The following is a 23,284-nucleotide window of genomic DNA, read 5'->3' as shown; positions in this document are numbered from 1 at the left end:
CGTGAGCGTGCCCGCGACCGCTGACGGCGCCATCACCGCCCTGCTGCGTGCCGACCTGCGTGGTGAGAAGCCCTATGGGGCACCGCAGCTCGACGTGCCGGTGCGCCTCAACACCAACGAGAGCTCCTACCCGGTCCCACCCGCCGTGGTGGCCGAGATCACCGCCGCCGTCGCTGCGGTGGCGCCCGATCTCAACCGCTACCCCGACCGGGAGTTCACCGAGCTGCGCACCGCCCTCGCGGCATACCTGTCCTCGTCGGGCACCGCCATCGACCCGGCGCAGGTGTGGGCCGGCAACGGCTCCAACGAGGTGCTCCAGCACGTCGTCCTGGCGTTCGGCGGCCCCGGGCGCACAGCCCTGGGCTTCACCCCCGCCTACTCCATGCACCCGATCATCAGCGGGTCGGTCGGCAGCACGTGGGTCGACGGCCTGCGCGGGCAGGGCGGCACTCCCTTCGACCTCACGGTCGAGTCGGCGGTCGCCCAGGTCCGCGCGCACGACCCGCACGTCGTGTTCCTCTGCTCGCCGAACAACCCGACCGGCACCGCGCTCGGACTCGACGTGGTCGAAGCGGTGTATGCCGCGGCGGAACGAGCCGTCGTCGTCGTCGACGAGGCGTACGAGGAGTTCGCCCGCCCCGGGAGGCCGAGCGCGCTCACCCTGCTGGCCGGCCGGCCCCGGCTCGTGGTGACCCGCACGATGAGCAAGGCGTTCGCGTTCGCCGGCGGGCGGCTCGGTTACCTCGCCGCCGACCCCGCGCTGGTCGACGCGCTGCGCCTGGTGCGGTTGCCCTACCACCTGTCCGCCCCCACCCAGGCGATCGCGCTCGCAGCCCTGCGGCACGCCCCCGAGATGCTCGCCACCGTCGAGGTGATCAAGGAGCAGCGCGACCGGATCGTCGTCGGCCTGGCCGAGCTCGGGCTCGACCCCGTCGCGAGTGACGCGAACTTCGTGCTGTTCGGTGGGCTCGACGACGCCCCGCAGACCTGGCGCGAGCTGCTCGACAGGGGTGTGCTCGTCCGCGACGTCGGGATACCCCACTATCTTCGTGTCACGGCCGGGACCCCGGCCGAGACCGGTGCGTTCCTCGCCGCCATGGCGCAGGTCGCCCGACCTGAGCAGGACAGGAGTGCGCCGTGACCCAGGAGAGTGGCCCGCAGCCCGGGGGCACCGCCCGTCGGGCTGCGCTGAGCCGTGCGACGTCGGAGTCGAGTGTCGAGCTCGAGCTCGACCTCGACGGCACCGGTCAGTCCGACATCTCGACCGGCGTCCGCTTCTACGACCACATGCTGGCCTCCCTCGCCAAGCACTCGCTGATCGACCTGCGCATCAGGGCGACCGGCGACGTCGACGTCGACGTCCACCACACCGTCGAGGACGTCGCCATCGTGTTGGGTGACGCCCTGCGCGAGGCGCTCGGCGACAAGAGCGGCATCTCGCGGTTCGGCGACGCCACCGTGCCCCTCGACGAGGCGCTCGTGCAGGCCGTCGTCGACGTCGCCGGCCGCCCCTACGTCGTGCACACCGGCGAGCCCGAGGGGCAGGCCTATGTGCTCATCGGCGGGCACTTCACCGGCTCGATGACCCGGCACGTCTGGGAGTCCTTCGCCGGGCGCGCCGGGATCGCCCTGCACGTGCGGGTGCTCTCCGGGCGCGACCCCCACCACATCGTCGAGGCCCAGTTCAAGGCCGTGGCACGGGCCCTGCGCGCCGCCGTCGCGCGTGACCCCAGGGTCACCGGCATCCCCAGCGCGAAGGGCAGCCTCTCCACGTGAGCGCACCGTGGCAGCCCGCGCAGGAGGCGCGCGGACTGCTCCTGGTGAGCGGCGGGACCGGACCGGTGTCGACGTGGGTGCGCCGCGGGCAGGTCGCCTGCCAGGTCGTCGAGCTGGGCGCGTGGACCGCGGTGCTGCCCACCGAGCGCTCGTCGAGGGCCGAGCCGCCCTACGACGACGCGGTCACGCTGCTCGCGGCGCGACCGGTGCCGCGCCGGCTGCGCAGCGCGCTCGGCTTCTTCACGATCGACGGCCGGGCGGTCGTGACCGTCCAGGGACCCGGCTGGCGCAGTGCGCTGCGCTGGCTGGTCTGGGAGCCGGGCGTGGGTCTGGTGCGGACTCCCGGGCTGGAGCTGGCCAGGCCGTCAGACCTGCTGGCAGCGGCCGGCCGGCCGGGGGACGCCCGAGCCGTCGCCGAGGTCGTCGGCGGTCGCGACGGACGGGCTGACGGCATCCTCACCGACCTGTTGGCGGCGCTGGCGCTGCCGGGCGCCGACCTCGTCGGGCCGGGGGTGGGCCTGCGCGGCCAGGTCGTCGCCCCCACCGCCCAGGCGGTCGCCCGCTTCGACGCGCGGATGGCCGAGCAGGCCCGGCACCGCACCGAGCTGGAGGAGAACTCATGAGCCGCGTGGTCGTCTTCGACTACGGCAGTGGCAACGTCAGGTCGGCGGTCCGTGCGCTCGAGCACGTCGGCGCCGAGGTGGAGCTCACCGGTGACCGGGCCGCGGCGCTGGCCGCCGACGGCCTCTTCGTCCCGGGGGTCGGCAACTTCCACGCCTGCATGGCCGGCCTGCGGGCCGCGGACGGACCCGCCGTCATCGACCTGCGGCTCGCAGGGGGTCGAGCCGTGCTGGGTGTCTGCGTCGGCATGCAGGTGCTGTTCGACGGCTCCGACGAGCCGAGCGGGTCGCCCCAGGAGGGCCTGGGCGAGTGGCCCGGCTCGGTCTCCCGGCTGCGGGCCGAGGTGGTGCCGCACATGGGCTGGTCCGAGGTCACCGTCCCGGCCGGTTCCACGCTCTTCGCGGGAGTCGAGTCCGAGCGCTTCTACTTCGTCCACTCGTATGCGGTGCAGTCCTGGACGCTCGAAGAGCCCGCCGGCGCCTTTGCGGCCGTCGCTCCGAAGGTCACCTGGGCCGACCATGGCGGGCCGTTCGTCGCAGCCGTCGAGAACGGTCCGCTCACCGCGACCCAGTTCCACCCCGAGAAGTCGGGGGACGCAGGCCTGTCCCTCCTGGAGAACTGGGTGCGTTCACTGTGAACGCCACGAGGAAGACCCCGCGCAAGTCCACCGCGCGCACGACGACCGCCAGGAAGTCGACCGCCCGCAGGACGTCGGCCCGCAGGTCGACCAGCGCCAGCCGACGCCGGCGCACCAGCCCGGCCACTCGCCGCACCCAGCCCAAGGTGGCCACCACGGTGGGTGCCGCCCTCGGCACGCTCGGCGTGACGCTGCTGCTGGACGCGTCCTGGCCGGTGCGGATCGGCCTGGTGCTCTTGGCGTTGGTGCTGGTCGGGGGCTACCTCTACGTCCAGGGGCGACGCCACGACGCGGCCGAGCCCGCAGCACCGACCGAGCCGGCACCAGCCGTCGAGCCTGCGCCAGCCCCCGAGCCTGCGTCACCCACTCCACCGAATCGACCCACCGAGGACACCCCATGAGCGCCCCAGCTCCCAGCCCGAGGCTCGAGCTCCTGCCTGCCGTCGACGTCCAGGGCGGTCGTGCCGTCCAGCTCGTGCAGGGGGTGGCGGGCAGCGGCGGTGAGTTCGGCGACCCGTGGCAGGCCGCTCTCGCCTGGCAGGAGCAGGGCGCCGAGTGGCTGCACCTCGTCGACCTCGACGCGGCGTTCGGCCGGGGCTCCAACCGCGAGCTGCTCGCCGGGATCGTGGGGCGCCTCGACATCCGCGTCGAGCTGAGCGGAGGCATCCGCGACGCCGAGTCCCTCGAAGCCGCCCTCGCGACCGGCTGCCGACGCGTCAACCTCGGCACCGCAGCCCTCGAGGACCCGGAGTGGACCGCAGCCGCGATCGCCGAGCACGGCGACCGGGTCGCGGTCGGTCTGGACGTGCGCGGCACCACCCTCGCAGCCCGCGGGTGGACCAAGGACGGCGGCGACCTCTGGGAGACGCTCGAGCGGCTGGACGGCGAGGGCTGCGCCCGCTACGTCGTCACCGACGTCAACAAGGACGGCATGCTCAAGGGCCCGAACCTCGACCTGCTGCGCGAGGTCTGCGCGCGGACCGACCGCCCTGTGGTCGCCTCCGGAGGGGTGTCCACGCTCGACGACATCGAGGCGATCCGCGAGCTGGTCCCACACGGTGTCGAGGGTGCCATCGTGGGGTCGGCCCTCTATCGGGGCGCGTTCACGCTGCCCGACGCACTCGACGTGGCGGGGCGGCCTTGACCGGTCCCACCCACGACTCCGCCGGCACCCCGTTCAGCGGCCGTGGGCTCAGTGGCACCGGGTTCGACGACGACACCGGCGAGGCCGACCCGGCCCTGACCGCAGCGCTCGCGGACCCCGCCGACGAGGTCCGGCTGCTGTCGGCGATCGGCGCGGCCCGGCTGCTCGTGCCGATCGTCGCCGAGCCGGTGTCCGTGGACGACTCGGGCGACACGGCCGCCCGCGGGCTCGCGGTCGAGAAGCAGACCGACATGGCAGCGGTGACGCTGGTGGCGCCGGACGGCACCCGCGCCCTACCGGTGTTCTCCTCGCTGGCCGCGATCGTCGCCTGGGATCCGCAGGCGCGCCCGGTCCCCGTCACCGCGGCCCGAGCCGGACAGGCGGCGGTCAGCGAACGGTGTGACGTGATCGTCGTCGACGTGGCCGGTCCGGCGACCGTGGCCCTGCGCCCCAGCATGGTCTGGGCGCTGGCCCAGCAGCGGGCCTGGCTGCCGGCCCACGAGGACGAGACCGTCCAGCGGGCCGTGGCCGCAGCCGTCCGCGAGCAGGAAGCCGTCGTGGCCCACGAGGTCGGTCCCGGTGGTCCGGGTGAGGGCGTGCTCCGGATCGGGCTGACCCTGCGGCCCGGCCTGGGCGCGGCTGCGGTCCAGGCCGTCGCGACAGCCGTGGGGGAGCGGTTGGCCACCGACGGTGAGATCCGGGCCCGGATCGACGGGCTCGCCTTCTCGATCTCCTAGCGCGGCCGCCCGAGCGCGCCCGTCCGAGCGCTCCCCGTCCGAGCGCTCCCCGTCCGGGCGCTCCCGTCCGGGCGCTCCTGTCCCGGGCACGAGGCCCAGGGCACCGGTCCCAGCGCGCCGGGTCAGTCCGTGTCGTGGGGTGCGGCGAGCTCGGTGACGTGCACGACAGCGTCGACCGGTAGGGCGGCATACAGGTGGGGGAAGGTCTCGCCGGTGGTCGGGTTGCCGACCTCCACGACGGGTGGTTCGGGCAGCCGGGCCTCGTCGATCTCCAGCAGCAGCAACGGGCCGGCGAGGTCGCCGTAGTAGGCCCGTCGGACCACCGGCCACTGCGTGTCCGACGAGCAGTGGATGAAGCCCTCCTCCTGCATCGTGCGGCCCCGGGTCGACTGGGCGTACGTCCCGGACGCGACGGCGGCGGCCCAGTGCTCGGGCTCGGCGAGGTGGTAGATGGTCACCTGCCGAACCTACCGGTGCGACCATCGGCGGGACAGGACCTGGTGACAGGACCAAAATCGGTTTGGCCGGTGTCGGTGGCCAGTGCCAGAGTAGGCAGGTGCAGATCGCCAACGACCGCTACCGTCGCGTCCTCGCCATCGCCGCCCTGCGGCGGGCGCTGGTGCTGGGCTTCCTGGTGCGCGTCCCGATCTTCGCCGGGGGAGTCGTCCTGACGCTCCACGTCGTCAGCCACCTCGGCCGGGCCTACGCCGAGGCCGGTCTGGTGTCCGCGGCGGCCACCATCGCGATCGCCATCAGCGGGCCGTGGCGAGGGCGGTTGCTCGACCGCCGCGGGCTGCGTCGCGTCGTGGTGCCCTCGATCGTGGTCGCGGCCGTGTGCTGGTCGATCGCGCCCTTCGTCGCCTACTGGTGGCTGCTGGGCCTGGCCGCGCTCGCCGGCCTCTTCGTCATCCCGTCCTTCTCCATCATCCGGCAGGCGGTCATCGCTGCCGTCGACGAGGACGACCGTCGCACCGCGATCTCGCTCGACTCGGTCGCAGTCGAGATGTCCTTCATGGTCGGGCCGGCTGCCGGCGTGTGGGCCGCCACGGTGTGGCCGACCCAGTGGGTGCTCTTCGTCATCGAGATGCTCGGCGTGCTGGCCGGCGTGCTCCTGTGGTTCGCCAACCCGGTCCTGCACGACGAGGCGGGCCCCGCGGTGGACGACGAGGGCGTGCCGGCGCAGGCCGTCCCCGTCGCCCGGTCCGGGTGGTTCCGCGCCCGGTTCATCGTGATCTGTCTCGCCGCTGCAGCCACGACGCTCGTGCTCGGCGGCACCGACATCGCGATCGTCGCCGCGTTGCGCGACTTCGACGCCCAGTCCTCGATCGGCTGGGTGCTGGCGGTGTGGGGGTTCGGCTCGCTGCTCGGTGGGCTGGTCTACGGCGGGATGAAGAGGTCCGTGTCGGCCTTCTGGCTGCTCGGCGGTCTGGCCCTGGTCACCGTGCCGATGGCCCTGGCTCTCGGCACCGCGTCGCTCGCGGTCCTGTCCTTCGTCGCCGGGCTGCTGTGCGCCCCGACGATCACCGCCACGGTCGACCAGGTCAGCCGGGTCGTCCCGGGAGCGGCGCGCGGCGAGGCGATGGGGTGGCACGGGTCGTTCATGACCGGCGGGATGGCCCTCGGTGCGCCGCTCGCCGGGTTCGCGATCGACCGGTTCGACTGGCAGGCCGGGTTCGTCGTCGTCGCGACGACCGGCCTCGTCGTCGCCCTGCTGGGTGCGGCGGCCACCTCGGGCCGTGCCACCGAACGCCGCGCCGCGGCCCGCACCCGCGCGGCCGCCGAGGTCTGACCCACCCGCGGGAGGCACGGGCCCCGGCGCGCGGGGGAGCGCTCCCCATGGGCGGGTGCCCGACCGGCCGGTAGCCTGCGGCGACACACTGGCAACTGCCGACTGGGGGCACCGTGGAGGACAAGCTCGGCATGCGGGAGGACCGCGTGCGCGACATCGCCGGGCGCCTCAGGACCCAGGCCCGTCGGCTCGACGAGGCCGCGACCGACGTCCAGCAGGCCGTGACGACGTTGCGCCCGGTCTGGACCGGGCCCGACGCAGCGGCCTTCAGCCGGCGCTCCGGCGCCATGGTGCACGACGTGGAGTCTGCGGCGGCCGGGGTCCGCGAGCTGACGGCGGAGCTCTATGCCGAGCTGCAGGCACAGGTCGAGACGAGCGCGGTCTCTGACGGTCACGGCGACGACCCCGCGACGCCGCTCGACCAGACCTCCGAGCGTGACGGCGTCGACATCCCGCTCGATCCCGACGCGCCGCTGCGCCCGATGGACGTCCTCTGGCGGCTGTTCGGGGCCGGCTCGCCCTGGACCCCACAGGGCCTGGCGATCGACGCCGGAGGCGGGCTGCTGATCACCACGATGTACAACGCCCACGACACCCGCGACGGCCTGCTCGTGATCCAGGACTCGGCCACCGGTGAGGTGCTGAGCACGGTGCGTCTCGAGGGACTCGACCACTACGGCGGCGTCGCAGTGCACGGCGACCACGTCTGGGTCTCGGGGGCCGGCCACGTGCAGCTCTACTCGCTCTCGGAGATCCGGGCGGCCGAGAGCGGCGACATCGCCCAGGTGCACGGCAGCTTCCCGGTCGATGGCTACAGCACCGTGACCTACCACGACGGCCAGCTGTGGACGGCCCAGTTCAACGGCAAGGACACCGACAGCATCTACACCTACGACGTCGGCGCCGACGGCAGCGTCTCGGCCACCCCCAGCTCGGTGGTCACCGGTGAGCAGGAGATGCAGGGCATCGCGGTGAACGACGACTACGTCTACGTCTCCCGGTCCGAGGGCCGGGACGCCGAGCACAGCCTGCTCACCCGCATCGACCGGGTGACGGGCGAGCGCGAGACGATCGAGGTGCCGTCCAACATGGCCGAGGGCATCGCCCTGCACGGCAACCAGCTGGTGCAGACCTACGAGTCCGGCGCCACCCAGTACGCGGAGCACGGCGGGAGCGAGCCGCGCGGCTCGACGACGGTGCGCGACCTCGGCTGAGGCCACGCCGGACCGGTTCGGCCGGTGGGGTCAGACGACCGAGCCGGTGAGCTTCTCGCCCGGGCCCTGACCGGGCGGGTCGGGGATGACCGAGGCCTCCCGGAACGCCAGCTGCAGGGACTTCAGGCCGTCACGCAGGGGAGCGGCGTGCTGGCTGCCCAGGTCAGGGGCGCTCGCGGTCACCAGCCCGGCCAGCGCGGTCATCAGCCGACGGGCCTCGTCGAGGTCGAGCTGCTCCGCCGCGTCCGGCCCGTCCGCCAGCCCGCACTTCACCGCGGCGGCACTCATCAGGTGGATCGCGGCGGTGGTGATCACCTCGACGGCCGGCACCTCGGCGATGTCGCGGGTGGCCTGCTCGGGATTGGGAGATTCGGCGCTCACGCTGGTAGCCTTGCAGATCGACCGGCCGTGTCCATCGTCGGGTGACCTGTGAGGGCTGCCCAGCACCGGGCCCGGTGTGCAAGTGAAGCAGCACCGCTTCCACCCGCGTCAACCTCACGGTTGCCGGGTCCACGGAGTCACCGAGGTGTATGCCGCGGGCGCGAGCCACGCGACATACCTCCCCTCGGAGGGGCCGTGACGGACAGGTGAGGCTTCCCGCGCAACGGCGACGGGGAGCCTTTCTTCGTTGTAGCGGCCGGACCGTGACATCCACAGCGTGAACTTCCAACAGAGGAGCACCAACATCAGCGAACCTCGCATCAACGACCGCATCCGGGTACCCGAGGTGCGGTTGGTTGGCCCCAACGGAGAACAGGTCGGCATCGTGCGCGTCGAAGACGCACTGCGTCTGGCCGCCGAGGCTGACCTCGACCTCGTCGAGGTGGCCCCGATGGCCAAGCCCCCCGTCGCCAAGCTCATGGACTTCGGCAAGTTCAAGTACGAAGCGGCGCTGAAGGCTCGCGAAGCGCGCAAGAACCAGGTCAACACGGTCATCAAGGAGATCAAGCTCCGCCCGAAGATCGACCCGCATGACTACGGCACCAAGAAGGGCCACGTCGAGCGGTTCCTCCGGGGCGGCGACAAGGTCAAGGTGACGATCATGTTCCGCGGACGCGAGCAGTCGCGGCCCGAGCTGGGCTTCCGGCTCCTGCAGCGGCTGGCCGAGGACGTGCTCGAGCTGGGCACCGTCGAGTCGGCTCCCAAGCAGGACGGGCGCAACATGATCATGGTCCTGGCCCCCACGAAGAAGAAGTCCGAGGCGATGGCAGAGCAGCGCCGCGCCCGGACCTCGGCCGCTCCGGCCGGCGCCGAGGCCGACGCGGCCCCGGAAGCCGTCGAGGCCACGCCAGTCGCAGAGGCCCCGGCGGTCGCCGCCGACCAGGCCTGAGCCCCCCCGGCAGCACCCCGAACGACCCGAACACCGAACCACCGAACAGTCGCCCGCCCCACCCGGCGAGCGCATCGACAGCAAGGAGATCGGCAGCCATGCCGAAGATGAAGACGCACTCCGGTGCCAAGAAGCGGTTCCGGATCACCGGCAAGGGCAAGGTCATGCGCGAGCAGACCAACGGCCGCCACTACCTCGAGCACAAGTCCTCGAAGTACACCCGCTCGATCGCGAACGACGTCGAGGTGTCCAAGCCGGACGCCAAGAAGGTCAAGAAGCTCCTCGGCCGCTGAGCCGAGCCCACCCCCACCAGCACCGCCGGGCTCAGCACAGCAGTTCCGGACGCTAGACCAACACAGCAAGGAGAACTCACGTGGCACGCGTGAAGCGGGCAGTCAACGCCCAGAAGAAGCGCCGGGTCGTCCTCGAGCGCGCCAGCGGTTACCGCGGGCAGCGCTCGCGGCTCTACCGCAAGGCCAAGGAGCAGGTCACCCACTCCCTCGGGTACGCCTACCGCGACCGTCGCGCCCGCAAGGGTGACTTCCGTCGCCTCTGGATCCAGCGGATCAACGCCGGGGCCCGCGCGAACGGCATGACCTACAACCGGTTCATCCAGGGCCTCAAGGCCGCGGAGATCGAGGTCGACCGTCGCATGCTGGCCGAGCTCGCCGTCAGCGACGAGGCGGCCTTCACCGCGCTCGTCGAGATCGCCCGCGCGAACGTGCCGGCGACCGCCGCGGCCAGCGCCTGAGTCGACGACTCACTCCTCTCCGACGCGCCGGGACATGCCCCCGCTGACCAACCCCCGAGCTGATCGGGTCAAGGCGGTGCGGGCGTTGTCCCGGCGCTCGGTGCGTCTGCGGACGGGCCGGTTCCTCGCCGAGGGGCCGCAGTCCGTCCGCGAGGCGGTGGTTCACCACCCCGAGCGGGTCGTGGACGTCTACCTCACCGAGCAGGCACGGTCGCGTCACCCCGACATCGTCGAGACGGCGCTGGCGGCGCAGCTCCACCTGCACGACGTGACCGACGAGGTCCTCGCGGCGATGTGCGACACCCCCACCCCCCAGGGGCTGGCGGCCGTGTGCACGACGGTCACCGCGGACCTCGACGACGTGCTGGCCACCCGGCCGCGACTGCTCGTCCTGCTCACCCACGTGCGCGACCCGGGCAACGCGGGCACCGTGATCCGGGGTGCCGACGCAGCCGGTGCCGACGCGGTGCTCGTCAGCGACGCGTCGGTCGACGTCCACTCACCCAAGGTGGTGCGTTCCACCGCCGGTTCGTTGTTCCACCTGCCGGTCGTCACCGGTCTGCCCGTCGACGAGACGGTGGCCCGGCTGCGGGCTGCGGGCATCCGCGTGCTGGCCGCCGACGGCGTGGGTGAGACGCTGCTGCCCGACGTCGACCTCGGCCCGGCGCACGCGTGGGTGATGGGCAACGAGGCCTGGGGCCTGGAGCCCGAGGTCCGCGACCTGTGCGACGAGGTCGTGCGGGTGCCGATCTACGGCCACGCCGAGTCGCTGAACCTCGCCATGGCCGCCACGGTGTGCCTCTACGCGTCCGCGGCGGCACACAACCGTTAAGGTCGGCGGCATGGACTTCAAGCCGGGCATGCTGATGGACAACGAGTCCGCCGGCATCGCGGCCGAGCTGATCCCCGACGGGCTGGTGGCCGCTGACGGTGACGGGCGGATCCTCTTCCTCAACACCCGGGCCACCCGCATCCTCGGCCGTCCCCGCGAGGAGCTCGTGGGAGCCGACATCCGTGAGGCCGTCGACCTGCAGGACAGCGACGGCACGTCCTGGTGGGCGGCCACCGACCCGTGGAACGGCTTGCGGATCCGCACGGGTCACCGCGAGAAGCTGTTGATGCTGCGGCACAACGGGCGTGAGGTCCTCGTCACCGCGAAGTACCTTCGCCCGGGCCGCAACCAGCCGGTCAACCGGGTCAACATCCTCATGCGCGACGCGTTGTACCGACGACGCGCCGAGGCCGAGAACGCCGCGGTCATCTCCACCGTGGCCCACGAGCTGCGCTCGCCGCTCACCTCGGTCAAGGGGTTCTCCTCGACGCTGCTGCGGCGCTGGGACCGGTTCACCGACGACCAGAAGCGGTTGATGCTCGAGACCATCGAGGCCGACGCCGACCGCGTCACCCGGCTGATCACCGAGCTGCTGGACGTCTCGCGGATCGACTCGGGCCGGTTGCAGGTGCGCCCACTACCCATCGACGTCGGCGCCGTCTTCCACCGCCACGTCGAGCGGGCCGTCGCCAGTGGCCTCGAGCGCGACCGGTTCGCGATCGAGGTCTCCGACGAGCTGCCCGAGGTCTGGGCCGACCCCGACCGCCTCGACCAGATCCTGTCCAACCTGATCGAGAACGCCATCCGCCACGGCGAGGGCGTGGTCACGCTGGGCGCCGCCCGGGCCTCCGCCGACGGCGCCGACGGCCCCGACCGCGGGCATCCCGCGGTGGGGGTCGACCTGCTCGTGTCCGACCAGGGCAAGGGCATCGCGCCCGACCACCGCAACCTGGTCTTCAGCCGGTTCTGGCACGGGTCCGGGCGCGGCAGCACCGGGCTCGGCCTCTACGTCGTCAAGGGCCTGGTGGAGGCGCACGGTGGGCGGGTCCGGGTCGAGGAGAGCCCGACCGGGGGTGCGCAGTTCCGGCTGAGCCTGCCCTCCGAGCCCCCGGACTACCTGGCCTGACGGCCTCCGCCCCGGCCCGACGGCCCCCGCCCCGGCCCGACGGCCTCCGTCCCGAAGGCCGACCCCCGCAGCCGAACCCGCACCCGAACCCGCACCCGAACCCGCACCCGAGGTCGCCTCCGTGCGGACCATAGACTTCGGTGCGCCTGCCGGAACCCTGCCCCCGGTGGCCGCCGACGAGCCGACGAGCAGAGTGGAAGACATGTCAGGACCCAACAAGCAGTACGACCCCGTCGAGGTCGCCGCGCTCGACCCCGCCGAGGTCGAGCAGGCCGTGGCCCAGGCGCGTGCGGCGATCACCGCGGCCACCACGCTCGAGGAGCTCAAGGCCGCGCGGCTCGCGCACCAGGGGGAGAAGAGCCCGCTGGCGTTGGCCAACCGGGAGATCGGTGCGCTGCCACCCAGCGCCAAGGCGGAGGCGGGCAAGCGGATCGGCCAGGCGCGCGGGCAGGTGTCGCAGGCCCTCGCGGCCCGCCAGTCCGAGCTGGAGGCCGACCGCGACCGCCGGATCCTCGTCGAGGAGACCGTCGACCTCACCGTGCGGGTGCCGCGTCGTCCGTTGGGCGCTCGCCACCCGATCAGCCTGGTGTCCGAGCGGGTGGAGGACATCTTCGTCTCGATGGGCTGGGAGATCGCCGAGGGTCCCGAGGTCGAGTCCGAGTGGCTCACCTTCGACGCCCTCAACATCCCCGCCGACCACCCGGCTCGTCAGGAGCAGGACACCTTCTTCGTCGAGCCGGCCGGTTCGGGGCTGGTGCTGCGCACCCACACCTCGCCGGTGCAGGTCCGCACGATGCTCGACCGGGAGCCGCCGATCTACGTGCTCTGTCCGGGCAAGGTGTTCCGGACCGACGACCTCGACGCGACGCACACCCCGGTCTTCCACCAGTTCGAGGGCCTGGTCGTCGACGAAGGCATCACGATGGCGCACCTGAAGGGCACCCTCGACGCGTTCGTGCAGCGGCTGTTCGGCGAGGGCATCGTGACCCGGTTGCGGCCGAACTACTTCCCGTTCACCGAGCCCAGCGCCGAGATCGACTGCCGCTGTTGGGTCTGCGGTGGCTCGGGGACGATCGACGGCGACAAGTGCCGCACCTGTGGTGGCACCGGCTGGATCGAGCTCGGTGGGTCGGGCATGGTCAACCAGCGGGTGCTGCGCGCGGCCGGCGTCGACACCGACCGCTACACCGGCTTCGCCTTCGGCCTCGGGATCGAGCGCTCGCTCATGCTGCGCCACAACGTCGCCGACATGCACGACATCGTCGAGGGAGACGTCCGCTTCTCCCAGCAGTTCGGAATGGAGATCTGATGCACGCCCCCGTGTCCTGGCTGCGTGAGCTCGCCGACGTCCCCGCGGACGACACCGGTGCCGACGTCGCCGCTGCCCTCGTCCGCGTGGGCCTCGAGGAGGAGGGGCTGCACGGCGGTGACATCGCCGGGCCCCTGGTCGTCGGTCGCGTCCTGTCGGTGGTTCCCGAGCCGCAGAAGAACGGCAAGACGATCAACTGGTGCACGGTCGACGTCGGCGAGAACGGCCAGCAGGTGACCGAGGGCAAACCGCAGGAGATCGTCTGCGGCGCGCACAACTTCGGCGTCGGCGACCTCGTCGTCTGCGTGCTGCCGGGTGGGGTGCTGCCCGGCGGGTTCGAGATCTCGGCGCGCAAGACCTACGGCCACATCTCCAACGGCATGATCTGCAGCCAGGCCGAGCTCGGCCTCGGCGACGACCACTCGGGGATCATCGTCCTGGGTGAGCTGCTCGGTGCCGAGGCTGCTGCCGGACTGAAGCCGGGCGACGACGCGATCGCCCTGCTCGACCTCGCCGACGAGGTCGTCGAGGTCAATGTCACCCCGGACCGTGGCTACTGCTTCTCGCTGCGCGGCATCGCGCGCGAGTACGCGCTGTCCACCGGGGCCGACTTCCGCGACCCCGCGGCCGCGGTGGGCGCCGTGCCCAGCGCCAACGACCGCGGGTATGCGGTGCACCTCACCGACGACGCACCGATTGCCGGCCGGGTCGGGTGCGACCGGTACGTCGCGCGGGTCGTGCGCGGTGTCGACGTCAAGGCGTCGAGCCCGCGCTGGATGCAGAAGCGACTGACCCAGGTGGGCATGCGTCCCATCTCGCTCGCCGTCGACGTGACCAACTACGTGATGATGCTGCTCGGCCAGCCGTTGCACGCGTTCGACCTCGACACGCTGTCCGGTTCGGTCGGCACGCGCAGGGCGCGAGCGGGGGAGAAGCTGACCACGTTGGACGACGTCGAGCGCACCCTCGACCCCGAGGACCTGCTCATCGTCGACGGTGCGGACACGCCGCTGGCCATCGCCGGCGTGATGGGCGGTGCGACCTCCGAGGTCACCGACCGCACCACCGACGTGCTGATCGAGGCGGCTCACTTCGACCAGGTCACGGTCGCCCGGTCCTCGCGCCGGCACCGGCTCACCACCGAGGCGTCCAAGCGGTTCGAGCGTGGGGTCGACCACGCCGTCACCGCCGTGGCCGCCCAGCTCGCCGTCGACCTGCTCGTGCGGCACGGCGGTGGCGCCGCTGACGGGGGCGTCACCGACGTCGACCTCCGCGACGTGCCCGAGGCGTTCGACTTCGACACGACCCTGCCCACCCGCTACATCGGGCTCGACTACCCGCGTGCCGAGGTGCTGGCCACCCTGCGCGCGATCGGCTGTGAAGTCGAGCTCCTGGAAGGCGACCACGTCTCGGTGCTGCCCCCGTCGTGGCGCCCCGACCTCACCGACGGGCCCGAGCTGGTCGAGGAGGTCGCGCGGGTGCGCGGCTACGACCAGATCCCGTCGGTGCTGCCCCAGCCGAAGGCCGCCGGGCGTGGCCTCACCCACGGTCAGCGGATCCGCCGGGTCATCGCGACGACCCTCGCGCACCAGGGCCTGGTCGAGGTGCTGAGCTATCCGTTCGTCGCACCGTCGCTCTTCGACCGGCTCGGGCTGCCGGCCGACGACGAGCGCCGGGCGACCGTCCGGCTGGTCAACCCGTTGTCCGACGAAGCCCCCCTGATGCGGACTTCCGTCCTCGACACGCTGCTCGACTCGCTGCGGCGCAACGTCGCTCGCGGCACCCGGGACGTGGCGGTCTACGAGGTCGGCCTGGTCACGAGAGCCGGCAGCGAGCCCGCCAGCGCGCCCGTTCCCGGGATCGAGCAGCGGCCCGACGACGCCACCCTGGCCGCCATCCTCGGTGCCGTGCCCGCGCAGCCGCGCCACGCGGCATACGCGGCGGCTGGTGAGCTGGAGCGGGGCGGACCCTGGGGTCCGGCCCGGTCGGCCGACGCCTCCGACGCCGTGGCCTGGGCGCTCGCGGTCGGCCGCTCGGTCGGGCTCGAGCTCGTGGTGTCCGCCGCGGACCGTGCGCCCTGGCACCCGGGTCGGTGCGCGCAGCTGGCTCTCGCGGACGGCACCGTCGTCGGCCATGCCGGCGAGCTGCACCCCAAGGTCACCAGCGCGCTCGAGCTGCCGGCCCGCACCGTGGCTGGGGAGCTCGACGTGGACGTCCTCGTGGCAGCCACCGGCACCCCGCTCGACGCGACCGCGCTGTCGACCTATCCGTTGGCGCACACCGACGTCGCGCTGGTCGTCGACGAAGCTGTGCCGGCGGGCGACGTGGAGTCGGCGCTGCGCGCTGGCGCCGGTGAGAGCCTGGAGTCCGTCGTGCTGTTCGACGTCTACCGCGGCGAGCAGGTGGGCGAGGGTCGCAAGTCGCTGGCCTACCGGCTCACCTTCCGGGCCACCGACCGCACCCTCACCACCGACGAGGTGAGTGCCCTGCGCGACCGAGCCGTGGCCGAGGCCGCTGCCCGAGCCGGCGCGAGCCAGCGGTGACGTCTCCCGTCGCTGTCGTGACCGGTGCCTCGCGGGGCATCGGTGTCCACCTCTCCGCCGCGCTCGAGGACGCCGGGTATACCGTCGAGCGAGGCTCGCGCGCGGTGGCGCCGGTCACGGACCGGGCAGCCGTGGAGCGGTGGGTCGCCGACGTGGTCGGCCGGCACGGACGGATCGACCTGCTGGTCAACAACGCAGGCGTGATCGACCGTGAGGTGGGCCTGCTCGAGAGCGACCCCGACCAGTGGTGGGAGACCGTCGAGGTGAACCTGCGCGGGCCCTACCTGATGACCCGCGCTGTGCTCCCGCACATGGTGGCTGCCGGGTCGGGGCGGATCGTCAACATCAACTCGGGTGCGGCCTACCGCAACTACGACATCGCCACCGCATACAACGTGGGCAAGGGCGCGTTGGCCAGGCTGACCGCGGCGACCGGCCTCAACGCCGACCGGGGGGTGCGAGCGTTCGACCTCGCCCCCGGGGTGGTGCGCACCGACATGACCGAGGCCATGGACGCGCACCGCGACCGCACCGAGTGGACCGAGCCCGCGGTGGTGGCCGAGCTGCTGCTGGCCATCGCCCGGGGCGAGCTGGACGACTGGAACGGGCGGATGGTGCGGGCCGGCATCGACACCCCGGAGTCGCTGCAGGCCCGCGCCGCCCAGGGCCTCGCCGAGTCGGACCGAACCCTGGGTCTGCTCCGCTGGGGCGACGACGACCCGCTCACCTGACCCAGGCCCGAACTGCGCACTTCTGTGCCGTCGGGCCACAGCCGGTGCCCCGCCCACTGGCCAGGACAACCAGCTGTGACTCGAGACCCCATCGTGCACAGGCGGTTCTCAGCGGGCCTCCGCGCCACTAGGGTGCTCCCGGACCGTGGAGGCGCCAATGAGCATCATCGAACACCGGGTCGAGACCGCCGGTGAGCAGCCGGACTACTCCGGCCGTGAGTTCACGCCCGAAGAGATCGAGGCGGGAGCGCACCGCAAGTTCATCGGTGGTGTCTGGGACACCCATGGTGAGCACCAGCTGGACTATCTGCGCAGCCAGGGCCTGCTGCCGCACCACCGGATGGTCGACATCGGCTGCGGGCCGTTCCGGGCCGGCCGGCACTTCATCGACTACCTCGAGCCGGCGCACTACTACGCCGTCGAGGCCAACCACAGCCTGATCCAGGCCGGCTACGACGTGGAGCTGAGCGACGCCCAGCGGGCCCGCTTGCCGATGGCCAACCTGCGGGCCAACGACCGCTTCGACGCGAACTTCGGGGTGCCGTTCGACTACGCGATCGCCCAGTCGGTGTTCACGCACGTGTCGCTCAACCACATCAGGCTGTGCCTGCACCGGCTGGCGCCGGCGATGCGTGAGGGCGGCTCGTTCTACGCGACCTTCTTCATGCGACCCGCCTCGACGCCGATCGACCAGGTCGTCCCGTCCAAGCGTGGCAAGCCGTTCTTCAACGAGAAGAACGTCTTCTGGCACTACTCCGACGACCTCGCGTGGGCCGCGAAGTTCGGTCCGTGGGAGTACCACTACATCGGTGACTGGGGCCACCCGGCCGGCCAGAAGATGGCGCGCTTCGTCCGGACCGGGGACCGGGTGACCACGCCGTCAGGAAGTCCGACCCTGGTGCGCCGCGGTCGTCGCTGGCTGGCCCGGCAGATCGAGCCGCACTAGTCGAGCGCGCGTCGTGCCGACCGCGCGTGCATGAATGTGCATGAGAGTGTATGTTTATGCACATGGTCAAGGCGGCAGTGGCTGGGGCGAGCGGGTACGCGGGCGGTGAGCTCCTGCGGCTCCTGCTGGGGCACCCGGAGGTCGAGATCGGGGCGTTGACGGCAGGGTCCAGCGCCGGGCGTCGTCTCGGCGACCTGCACCCCTACCTGACCCCGCTGGCGGACCGGGTCGTCGAGGACACCACCGTCGAGGCTCTGGCCGGCCACGACGTGGTCTTCCTGGCGCTGCCGCACGGCCACTCGGCCGCGCTCGCCGCCCAGCTCCCGGACTCGGTCACGGTCATCGACTGCGGGGCCGACTTCCGACTGCGCGACGAGGCCGCGTGGACCACCTACTACGACACCCCGTATGCCGGTGCGTGGGCCTACGGTCTCCCCGAGCTGCCCGTGGGTGGCGGCCGACAGCGCGAGGCCCTCCAGGGCACCCGCCACATCGCGGTCCCCGGTTGCTACCCGACCGCGGTGTCGCTTGCGCTCGCCCCCGGATTCGCGTCGGGACTTCTCGACCCCCAGGACGTGGTGGTCGTCGCGGCGTCGGGGACATCCGGCGCCGGCAAGTCCCTCAAGCCGCACCTGCTCGGTGCCGAGGTGATGGGGGCGATGTCCCCTTACGGCGTCGGTGGGACGCACCGGCACACCCCGGAGATCGAGCAGAACCTCACCGCGGCCGCCGGCCCGGGCGGGACCGCTGTGCAGGTGTCCTTCACGCCGACGCTCGCGCCGATGCCGCGCGGCATCCTCGCCACCTGCACCGCCCGGCTCGGTGAGACGGCGAAGGAGGCCGACACCCACGCCATACGGGAGGCCTGGGTCAAGGCCTACGCGGACGAGCCCTTCGTCCACCTGCTCCCCGAGGGTCAGTGGCCGTCCACGGCCAGCGTCCTCGGCAGCAACAGCGTCCACGTGCAGGTCACCGTCGACGAGCGCACCCGCCGCGTCGTCGCGGTGGCAGCCGTCGACAACCTCACCAAGGGCACCGCCGGAGCAGCCGTGCAGTGCCTCAACCTGGCCCTCGGTCTCCCCGAGACGACGGGCCTTCCCGTGGCTGGAGTCGCACCATGAGCTTGCCGTTGCACCTGATGAGGCACGAGGTCGAGGTCGGCTTCGCCCGGCTGCCCGCGGGCGAGGAGCCGACCTGGGACTGGCGCACCGGCCCGCTGGCCTCGATCACCTACACCGAGAGCGAGACCTCGATCGTCTGCGCGTTCGGCTCGGTGCCCGCAGGGACCAAGGTCCAGGGCCCACTGGTGGCCTTCGAGATCGCCGGACCCCTCGACTTCTCCACCGTCGGGGTGCTGTCCGGGCTGCTCGAGCCGCTGGCCAAGCAGGGCATCAGCATCCTGGCCCTGTCGACCTACGACACCGACTGGATCCTCATCGAGTCCCGGCACGCCGACGAGGCGATGGCGACCTGGAAGCGCGACGGCAACACCGCCGCCAACGCCCGTCTCAGCGGAGGTGCCTCGTGAGCGTGACCGCACCGCAAGGCTTCCGGGCGTCGGGTGTCACCGCCGGCATCAAGGCCAGTGGCACCCCCGACCTCGCGCTCGTCGTCAACGACGGACCCGACCACCACGCCGCCGCGGTCTTCACCAGCAACCGCGTCGAGGCGGCACCGGTCACCTGGTCGCGACAGGCCGCGCTCGACGGTCGGGTGGCCGCCGTGGTGCTCAACTCCGGCGGCGCCAACGCCTGCACGGGTCCCCAGGGCTTCGCCGACACCCACGCGACGGCCGAGAAGGTCGCCGCGGTGCTCGACCTCTCGTCCCACGACGTCGTGGTCTGCTCCACCGGACTCATCGGTGAGCTGCTGCCGATGGACAAGGTGCTGAGCGGTGTCGAGTCGGCAGCCACGGCCCTGTCCACCGATGGCGGCACCGACGCGGCGGTCGCGATCAAGACCACCGACACGGTGCACAAGGTCGCCGTCGCCGAGGGCGACGGCTGGTCCGTGGGTGGCATGGCCAAGGGAGCGGGCATGCTCGCCCCGGCACTCGCGACCATGCTCGTCGTCGTCACCACCGACGCCGTCGTCGAGGCCGGTGCGCTCGACGGGGTCCTTCGTTCGGCCACGGCGCTGACCTTCGACCGGGTCGACAGCGACGGGTGCCAGTCGACCAACGACACCGTGGTGCTCCTCGCCTCCGGCGCGTCGGGCGTGCCGGTGGGCGCGGAGCAGCTCACGGCGGCAGTCACCGAGGTGTGCGCGAGCCTGGCGCGCCAGCTGGTCGCCGACGCCGAGGGTGCCCACCACGACATCGCCATCGAGGTGCGGACGGCGGCATCCGAGGCCGACGCCCTCGAGGTGGCTCGGTCGGTCGCCCGCAACAACCTCTTCAAGTGCGCGGTCTTCGGCAACGACCCCAACTGGGGTCGCGTGCTGGCCGCCGTCGGCACCACCGCCGCCGCGTTCGACCCCTCCGCCCTCGACGTCTCGATCAACGGCGTCGAGGTCTGCCGGGCGGGGGGAGTCGGCGAGGACCGCAACCTCGTCGACCTGACGCCCCGCGAGGTGCACGTCGTGGTCGACCTGCACGCCGGGACCGACACGGCGACCATCTGGACCAACGACCTCACCCACGACTACGTCCACGAGAACTCGGCCTACTCCTCATGAGCATTCCCGCCACCCCACCCGGTCCTGCCGCCCGTTCCACGAACACGGTCCGTGGCCACATCGGCGCCGCCGCCCTGCGTGTCGCGCAGGGCAAGGCGCAGACCCTCGTCGAGGCGCTGCCCTGGCTGGAGCAGTTCCGTGGCGCGCTCGTCGTCGTGAAGTACGGCGGCAACGCGATGGTCGACGAACGGCTCAAGGCCGCCTTCGCGCAGGACATCGCCTTCCTCCGGTATGCCGGGCTGCGTCCGGTCGTCGTCCACGGCGGGGGACCACAGATCGCCGCGATGCTCGACCGGCTCGGTCTGCAGAGCGAGTTCCGCGGTGGCCTGCGGGTCACCACCCCCGAGGTGATGGACGTCGTGCGGATGGTGCTCACCGGCCAGGTCGGACGGGAGCTGGTCGGTCTGCTCAACCAGCACGGCCCGGTGGCGGTGGGCCTCTCGGGTGAGGACGCGGGGCTGTTCGGCGCCCGTCGGCGCGGCACCCACGTGGACGGCGAGGAGGTCGACCTCGGCCTGGTCGGCGACGTCGAGACGGTCAACCCCGGCGCGGTGCAGGACATCCTCGACGCGGGTCGCATCCCGGTGGTGTCCACGGTCGCCCCCGACCTCGACGTCGACGGACAGGTCCTCAACATCAACGCCGACACCGCAGCCGCTGCCCTGGCGGTGGCCCTCGAGGCCCACAAGCTGGTGATGCTCACCGACGTCGAGGGTGTCTACGCCGACTGGCCGGACCGCGACTCGCTCCTGTCGTCGCTCACCGTCGCCGGGGCCCAGGAGCTCCTCACGCAGGTCGACGCCGGCATGATCCCCAAGCTCGAGGCGTGCATCAGGGCGGTGCAGGGCGGCGTCCCGCAGGCCCACGTGATCGACGGGCGCCAACCCCACTCCCTGCTTCTCGAGGTGTTCACTTCGGAGGGGATCGGCACCATGATCGTCGCGGACGAGGAGTCCTGATGGGCGCGCGCAACGACGAGCTGCTCGAGCGCTACCAACGGTCGGTCCTGGGCGTCTTCGGCCTCCCACCGCTGGTGCTGGCGCACGGGAGCGGCTGCCACGTCTGGGACGTCGACGGCAAGCGCTACCTCGACCTGGTCGGGGGCCTGGCCGTGAACGCGCTCGGTCACGGTCACCCCGCGCTGGTCAGTGCCATCAGCAAGCAGGCCGGCGAGGCCATCCACGTCTCCAACCTGTTCACCTCGGAGGGGCAGATCGCCCTCGCCGAGCGGCTGGTCACGCTGGCCGGGGCGCCAGAGGGCTCGGCGGTGTTCTTCGCCAACTCCGGTGCGGAGGCGATCGAGGCCGCCATCAAGCTGAGCCGGCGCACCGGTCGCAGCGGCATCGTCGCGGCCGAGGGGGCGTTCCACGGCCGCACCACCGGTGCCCTCGCCCTGACCCACAAGCCGGCCTACCGCGAGCCCTTCGAGCCGCTGATCCCCGGTGTCACTCACGTCGCCTACGGCGACGAGGAGGCGCTGCGCGCGGCCGTCACCGACGCGACCGCTGCCGTCGTCCTGGAGCCAGTGCAGGGTGAGGCGGGCGTGCTGAGCCCCGGCCCGGCATACCTGCGGCTCGCCCGTGAACTCACCACCGCACACGGTGCCCTGCTCGTCCTCGACGAGATCCAGACCGGGATCGGGCGCACCGGCACGTGGTTCGCGTTCCAGCAGGCGGGAGTCGTGCCCGACGCGATCACCGTGGCGAAGGGGCTCGGCGGGGGAGTGCCGATCGGTGCCCTGGTCGCCTTCGGTCCCGAGGTGGCCGGGCTGCTCACCGCCGGCCAGCACGGGAGCACTTTCGGCGGCAACCCGCTCGCCGCAGCCGCGGGGCTCGCGGTGCTCCAGGCGATCGAGGACGAGGGCCTCGTCCAGCATGCCGCCACCGCGGGGCGGCACCTCGTGGACGCGGTGACCGCACTGCACCACCCGCTGGTCCGCGAGGTGAGAGGGGCCGGGCTGCTCCGCGCGATCGTCCTGACCGAGCCCGTGGCGGCACAGGTGGCCGCTTCGGCTCGCGAGGCGGGTTTCATCGTGAACCCGGTCGCCCCCGACGCCCTGCGGCTCGCCCCACCGCTCGTGGTCACCACCGAACAGCTCGACGAGTTCGTCGCCGCCCTCCCCGCCCTGCTCGACGCCGCCACGGCTCCCCAGCCGACCTCCGAGGAGTCCTGATGACCAGCCAGACCACCCCGCGCCACTTCCTGCGCGACGACGACCTCACCGCCGCCGAGCAGGCCCTCGTCCTCCAGCGCGCGCTGGAGCTCAAGGCCGCGCCGTTCTCGAGGCGTCCGCTCGAGGGACCCCGCACGGTGTCCGTCGTCTTCGACAAGCCCACCCTGCGCACGCAGGTGTCGTTCGCGGGTGCCATCACCGGCCTGGGTGGCCACCCGCTGGTCGTCGACGGCAACCTGGCCCAGATCGGCAGCCGTGAGTCGATCGACGACACCGCCCGCATCCTCGGACGGCAGTCCGCAGCGATCGTGTGGCGCACCCACGGGCAAGACCGGATCGAGGAGATGGCTGCCCACGCGGGCGTGCCGGTAGTCAACGCGCTGACCGACGACTTCCACCCCTGCCAGATCCTCGCCGACCTGCTCACGGTGCTGGAGCACAAGGGATCCCTCGCCGGCCTGACACTCGGCTACGTCGGCGACGGTGCCAACAACATGGCGCACTCCTACCTGCTGGGCTGTGCGCTCGCGGGCCTGCACGTGCGGATCGGCACCCCGGACGCCCACCAGCCGTCGCCGGCGATCCTGGCCAGGGCCACCGAGATCGCGGCAGCCCAGGGGGGCTCGGTCCTGGTGACCGACGACCCCTCCGCCACCGTCGACGGCGTGGACGTCGTCGTCACGGACACCTGGGTCTCGATGGGGATGGAGGGGGAGAAGGGCGACCGCCAAGGTGCCCAGAGCCCGTTCGTGCCGTTCGCGGTGACGGAGGCGCTGATGGCCTCCGCGGCCACCGACGCGATCTTCCTGCACTGCCTGCCCGCCTACCGCGGCTTCGAGGTGGAGGCAGCAGTGATCGACGGCCCGCAGTCGGTGGTCTGGGACGAAGCGGAGAACCGGCTGCACGCGCAGAAGGCCCTGCTGTCGTTCCTGCTCGAAGGGGCCTGAGC

At 72.3% G+C, this 23,284-nt stretch carries 26 protein-coding genes; 24 read left to right on the top strand and 2 right to left on the bottom strand.

The window, feature by feature from the left end; translation table 11 throughout:
- Window position 1: 1 nt before the first annotated feature.
- The 7 genes from BLQ34_RS06790 to BLQ34_RS06760 are packed head-to-tail and all read left to right on the top strand — an operon-like array spanning window position 2 to window position 4,915.
- Window positions 2–1,141 carry a histidinol-phosphate transaminase gene (locus BLQ34_RS06790; protein ID WP_231961481.1) on the top strand — a complete coding sequence of 380 codons (1,140 nt, stop codon included), beginning with the start codon at window positions 2–4 and terminating at the stop codon, window positions 1,139–1,141.
- Window positions 1,138–1,776, top strand: coding sequence for an imidazoleglycerol-phosphate dehydratase HisB (gene hisB, locus BLQ34_RS06785; protein ID WP_091783221.1), 639 nt, complete (start codon window positions 1,138–1,140; stop codon window positions 1,774–1,776). The genes BLQ34_RS06790 and hisB overlap by 4 nt, the downstream gene beginning before the upstream one ends.
- Window positions 1,773–2,399 carry a hypothetical protein gene (locus BLQ34_RS06780; protein ID WP_091783217.1) on the top strand — a complete coding sequence of 209 codons (627 nt, stop codon included), beginning with the start codon at window positions 1,773–1,775 and terminating at the stop codon, window positions 2,397–2,399. The genes hisB and BLQ34_RS06780 overlap by 4 nt, the downstream gene beginning before the upstream one ends.
- Window positions 2,396–3,034 (top strand): imidazole glycerol phosphate synthase subunit HisH, encoded by a 639-nt coding sequence (gene hisH, locus BLQ34_RS06775; RefSeq protein ID WP_091783214.1) that lies wholly within the window; start codon window positions 2,396–2,398, stop codon window positions 3,032–3,034. Before BLQ34_RS06780 ends, hisH begins: the two co-directional genes overlap by 4 nt.
- Window positions 3,031–3,435, top strand: a complete 405-nt coding sequence (locus tag BLQ34_RS06770) for a hypothetical protein (RefSeq protein ID WP_091783211.1) — start codon at window positions 3,031–3,033, stop codon at window positions 3,433–3,435. The genes hisH and BLQ34_RS06770 overlap by 4 nt, the downstream gene beginning before the upstream one ends.
- Complete coding sequence (gene priA / locus BLQ34_RS06765) at window positions 3,432–4,178, top strand: bifunctional 1-(5-phosphoribosyl)-5-((5-phosphoribosylamino)methylideneamino)imidazole-4-carboxamide isomerase/phosphoribosylanthranilate isomerase PriA (RefSeq protein WP_091783208.1); 747 nt, start codon at window positions 3,432–3,434, stop codon at window positions 4,176–4,178. Before BLQ34_RS06770 ends, priA begins: the two co-directional genes overlap by 4 nt.
- On the top strand, window positions 4,175–4,915 hold the full coding sequence (locus tag BLQ34_RS06760) for an SseB family protein (RefSeq protein WP_091783206.1): 741 nt from the start codon (window positions 4,175–4,177) through the stop codon (window positions 4,913–4,915). Before priA ends, BLQ34_RS06760 begins: the two co-directional genes overlap by 4 nt.
- Window positions 4,916–5,037: 122 nt before the next feature.
- On the opposite strand, the gene BLQ34_RS06755 is transcribed toward BLQ34_RS06760, so the two are convergent.
- Window positions 5,038–5,373, bottom strand: a complete 336-nt coding sequence (locus BLQ34_RS06755) for a DUF952 domain-containing protein (RefSeq protein ID WP_091783203.1) — start codon at window positions 5,371–5,373, stop codon at window positions 5,038–5,040.
- A 98-nt stretch (window positions 5,374–5,471) separates the two neighbouring features.
- Here BLQ34_RS06755 and BLQ34_RS06750 point away from each other — a divergent pair, with 98 nt between their 5' ends.
- Both BLQ34_RS06750 and BLQ34_RS06745 read left to right on the top strand, forming a co-directional pair.
- Window positions 5,472–6,704: an MFS transporter gene (locus BLQ34_RS06750; RefSeq protein ID WP_231961480.1), complete on the top strand. Its 1,233-nt coding sequence runs from the start codon at window positions 5,472–5,474 to the stop codon at window positions 6,702–6,704.
- Between the two features lie 113 nt (window positions 6,705–6,817).
- Window positions 6,818–7,918 (top strand): hypothetical protein, encoded by a 1,101-nt coding sequence (locus BLQ34_RS06745; protein ID WP_091783200.1) that lies wholly within the window; start codon window positions 6,818–6,820, stop codon window positions 7,916–7,918.
- 30 nt (window positions 7,919–7,948) lie between these two features.
- Here the strand turns inward: BLQ34_RS06745 and BLQ34_RS06740 are convergent, their stop codons facing one another.
- On the bottom strand, window positions 7,949–8,299 hold the full coding sequence (locus tag BLQ34_RS06740) for a DUF1844 domain-containing protein (RefSeq protein WP_091783197.1): 351 nt from the start codon (window positions 8,297–8,299) through the stop codon (window positions 7,949–7,951).
- Window positions 8,300–8,603: 304 nt separating this feature from the next.
- On the opposite strand from BLQ34_RS06740, the gene infC reads away from it, so the two are divergent.
- From infC to argF, 15 genes are all read left to right on the top strand, one after another.
- Window positions 8,604–9,248 carry a translation initiation factor IF-3 gene (gene infC / locus BLQ34_RS06735; RefSeq protein ID WP_091789440.1) on the top strand — a complete coding sequence of 215 codons (645 nt, stop codon included), beginning with the start codon at window positions 8,604–8,606 and terminating at the stop codon, window positions 9,246–9,248.
- A gap of 98 nt (window positions 9,249–9,346) precedes the next feature.
- On the top strand, window positions 9,347–9,541 hold the full coding sequence (rpmI, locus tag BLQ34_RS06730; protein WP_091783194.1) for a 50S ribosomal protein L35: 195 nt from the start codon (window positions 9,347–9,349) through the stop codon (window positions 9,539–9,541).
- A gap of 80 nt (window positions 9,542–9,621) precedes the next feature.
- The gene (rplT, locus tag BLQ34_RS06725) at window positions 9,622–9,999 is read left to right on the top strand and encodes a 50S ribosomal protein L20 (RefSeq protein ID WP_091783191.1); all 378 of its coding nucleotides are present in this window, start codon (window positions 9,622–9,624) and stop codon (window positions 9,997–9,999) included.
- 34 nt (window positions 10,000–10,033) lie between these two features.
- The gene (locus tag BLQ34_RS06720) at window positions 10,034–10,831 is read left to right on the top strand and encodes a TrmH family RNA methyltransferase (protein WP_091783188.1); all 798 of its coding nucleotides are present in this window, start codon (window positions 10,034–10,036) and stop codon (window positions 10,829–10,831) included.
- Between the two features lie 10 nt (window positions 10,832–10,841).
- Window positions 10,842–11,957 carry a sensor histidine kinase gene (locus BLQ34_RS06715; protein ID WP_231961479.1) on the top strand — a complete coding sequence of 372 codons (1,116 nt, stop codon included), beginning with the start codon at window positions 10,842–10,844 and terminating at the stop codon, window positions 11,955–11,957.
- A gap of 202 nt (window positions 11,958–12,159) precedes the next feature.
- On the top strand, window positions 12,160–13,266 hold the full coding sequence (gene pheS, locus BLQ34_RS06710) for a phenylalanine--tRNA ligase subunit alpha (RefSeq protein ID WP_091783185.1): 1,107 nt from the start codon (window positions 12,160–12,162) through the stop codon (window positions 13,264–13,266).
- Complete coding sequence (gene pheT, locus BLQ34_RS06705; RefSeq protein ID WP_091783182.1) at window positions 13,266–15,809, top strand: phenylalanine--tRNA ligase subunit beta; 2,544 nt, start codon at window positions 13,266–13,268, stop codon at window positions 15,807–15,809. Before pheS ends, pheT begins: the two co-directional genes overlap by 1 nt.
- Before the next feature lie 17 nt (window positions 15,810–15,826).
- Window positions 15,827–16,540, top strand: a complete 714-nt coding sequence (locus tag BLQ34_RS06700) for an SDR family NAD(P)-dependent oxidoreductase (protein WP_231961478.1) — start codon at window positions 15,827–15,829, stop codon at window positions 16,538–16,540.
- 157 nt (window positions 16,541–16,697) lie between these two features.
- Window positions 16,698–17,486 carry a class I SAM-dependent methyltransferase gene (locus BLQ34_RS06695; RefSeq protein WP_091783176.1) on the top strand — a complete coding sequence of 263 codons (789 nt, stop codon included), beginning with the start codon at window positions 16,698–16,700 and terminating at the stop codon, window positions 17,484–17,486.
- A gap of 62 nt (window positions 17,487–17,548) precedes the next feature.
- Entirely contained in the window at window positions 17,549–18,607 is a 1,059-nt protein-coding gene (gene argC / locus BLQ34_RS06690; RefSeq protein ID WP_091789434.1) for an N-acetyl-gamma-glutamyl-phosphate reductase, read from the top strand.
- Window positions 18,604–19,014: an ACT domain-containing protein gene (locus BLQ34_RS06685; RefSeq protein ID WP_091783173.1), complete on the top strand. Its 411-nt coding sequence runs from the start codon at window positions 18,604–18,606 to the stop codon at window positions 19,012–19,014. Before argC ends, BLQ34_RS06685 begins: the two co-directional genes overlap by 4 nt.
- A complete protein-coding gene (gene argJ, locus BLQ34_RS06680) occupies window positions 19,011–20,162 on the top strand; it encodes a bifunctional glutamate N-acetyltransferase/amino-acid acetyltransferase ArgJ (RefSeq protein WP_091783170.1) in 1,152 nt (383 codons plus the stop codon). The genes BLQ34_RS06685 and argJ overlap by 4 nt, the downstream gene beginning before the upstream one ends.
- Complete coding sequence (gene argB, locus BLQ34_RS06675; RefSeq protein ID WP_091783167.1) at window positions 20,159–21,121, top strand: acetylglutamate kinase; 963 nt, start codon at window positions 20,159–20,161, stop codon at window positions 21,119–21,121. Before argJ ends, argB begins: the two co-directional genes overlap by 4 nt.
- Window positions 21,121–22,335, top strand: coding sequence for an acetylornithine transaminase (locus BLQ34_RS06670; RefSeq protein ID WP_091783165.1), 1,215 nt, complete (start codon window positions 21,121–21,123; stop codon window positions 22,333–22,335). The genes argB and BLQ34_RS06670 overlap by 1 nt, the downstream gene beginning before the upstream one ends.
- Window positions 22,335–23,282 (top strand): ornithine carbamoyltransferase, encoded by a 948-nt coding sequence (gene argF / locus BLQ34_RS06665; RefSeq protein WP_091783162.1) that lies wholly within the window; start codon window positions 22,335–22,337, stop codon window positions 23,280–23,282. Before BLQ34_RS06670 ends, argF begins: the two co-directional genes overlap by 1 nt.
- Window positions 23,283–23,284 lie beyond the last annotated feature (2 nt).

The organism is Pedococcus dokdonensis (assembly GCF_900104525.1).
GTDB lineage: Bacteria > Actinomycetota > Actinomycetes > Actinomycetales > Dermatophilaceae > Pedococcus > Pedococcus dokdonensis.
This window is presented reverse-complemented; position numbering and strand designations above follow the sequence as displayed.

What these genes read in the sequence shown, in the direction of transcription:
- priA (WP_091783208.1), top strand. Translation starts at nt 3,432, where the DNA reads ATGAGCGCCCCAGCTCCCAGCCCGAGGCTCGAGCTCCTGCCTGCCGTC.
- BLQ34_RS06720 (WP_091783188.1), top strand. Translation starts at nt 10,034, where the DNA reads ATGCCCCCGCTGACCAACCCCCGAGCTGATCGGGTCAAGGCGGTGCGG.
- rpmI (WP_091783194.1), top strand. Translation starts at nt 9,347, where the DNA reads ATGCCGAAGATGAAGACGCACTCCGGTGCCAAGAAGCGGTTCCGGATC.
- hisH (WP_091783214.1), top strand. Translation starts at nt 2,396, where the DNA reads ATGAGCCGCGTGGTCGTCTTCGACTACGGCAGTGGCAACGTCAGGTCG.
- BLQ34_RS06670 (WP_091783165.1), top strand. Translation starts at nt 21,121, where the DNA reads ATGGGCGCGCGCAACGACGAGCTGCTCGAGCGCTACCAACGGTCGGTC.
- argB (WP_091783167.1), top strand. Translation starts at nt 20,159, where the DNA reads ATGAGCATTCCCGCCACCCCACCCGGTCCTGCCGCCCGTTCCACGAAC.
- BLQ34_RS06685 (WP_091783173.1), top strand. Translation starts at nt 18,604, where the DNA reads ATGAGCTTGCCGTTGCACCTGATGAGGCACGAGGTCGAGGTCGGCTTC.
- BLQ34_RS06715 (WP_231961479.1), top strand. Translation starts at nt 10,842, where the DNA reads ATGGACTTCAAGCCGGGCATGCTGATGGACAACGAGTCCGCCGGCATC.
- BLQ34_RS06695 (WP_091783176.1), top strand. Translation starts at nt 16,698, where the DNA reads ATGAGCATCATCGAACACCGGGTCGAGACCGCCGGTGAGCAGCCGGAC.
- pheT (WP_091783182.1), top strand. Translation starts at nt 13,266, where the DNA reads ATGCACGCCCCCGTGTCCTGGCTGCGTGAGCTCGCCGACGTCCCCGCG.
- argC (WP_091789434.1), top strand. Translation starts at nt 17,549, where the DNA reads ATGGTCAAGGCGGCAGTGGCTGGGGCGAGCGGGTACGCGGGCGGTGAG.
- pheS (WP_091783185.1), top strand. Translation starts at nt 12,160, where the DNA reads ATGTCAGGACCCAACAAGCAGTACGACCCCGTCGAGGTCGCCGCGCTC.
- argF (WP_091783162.1), top strand. Translation starts at nt 22,335, where the DNA reads ATGACCAGCCAGACCACCCCGCGCCACTTCCTGCGCGACGACGACCTC.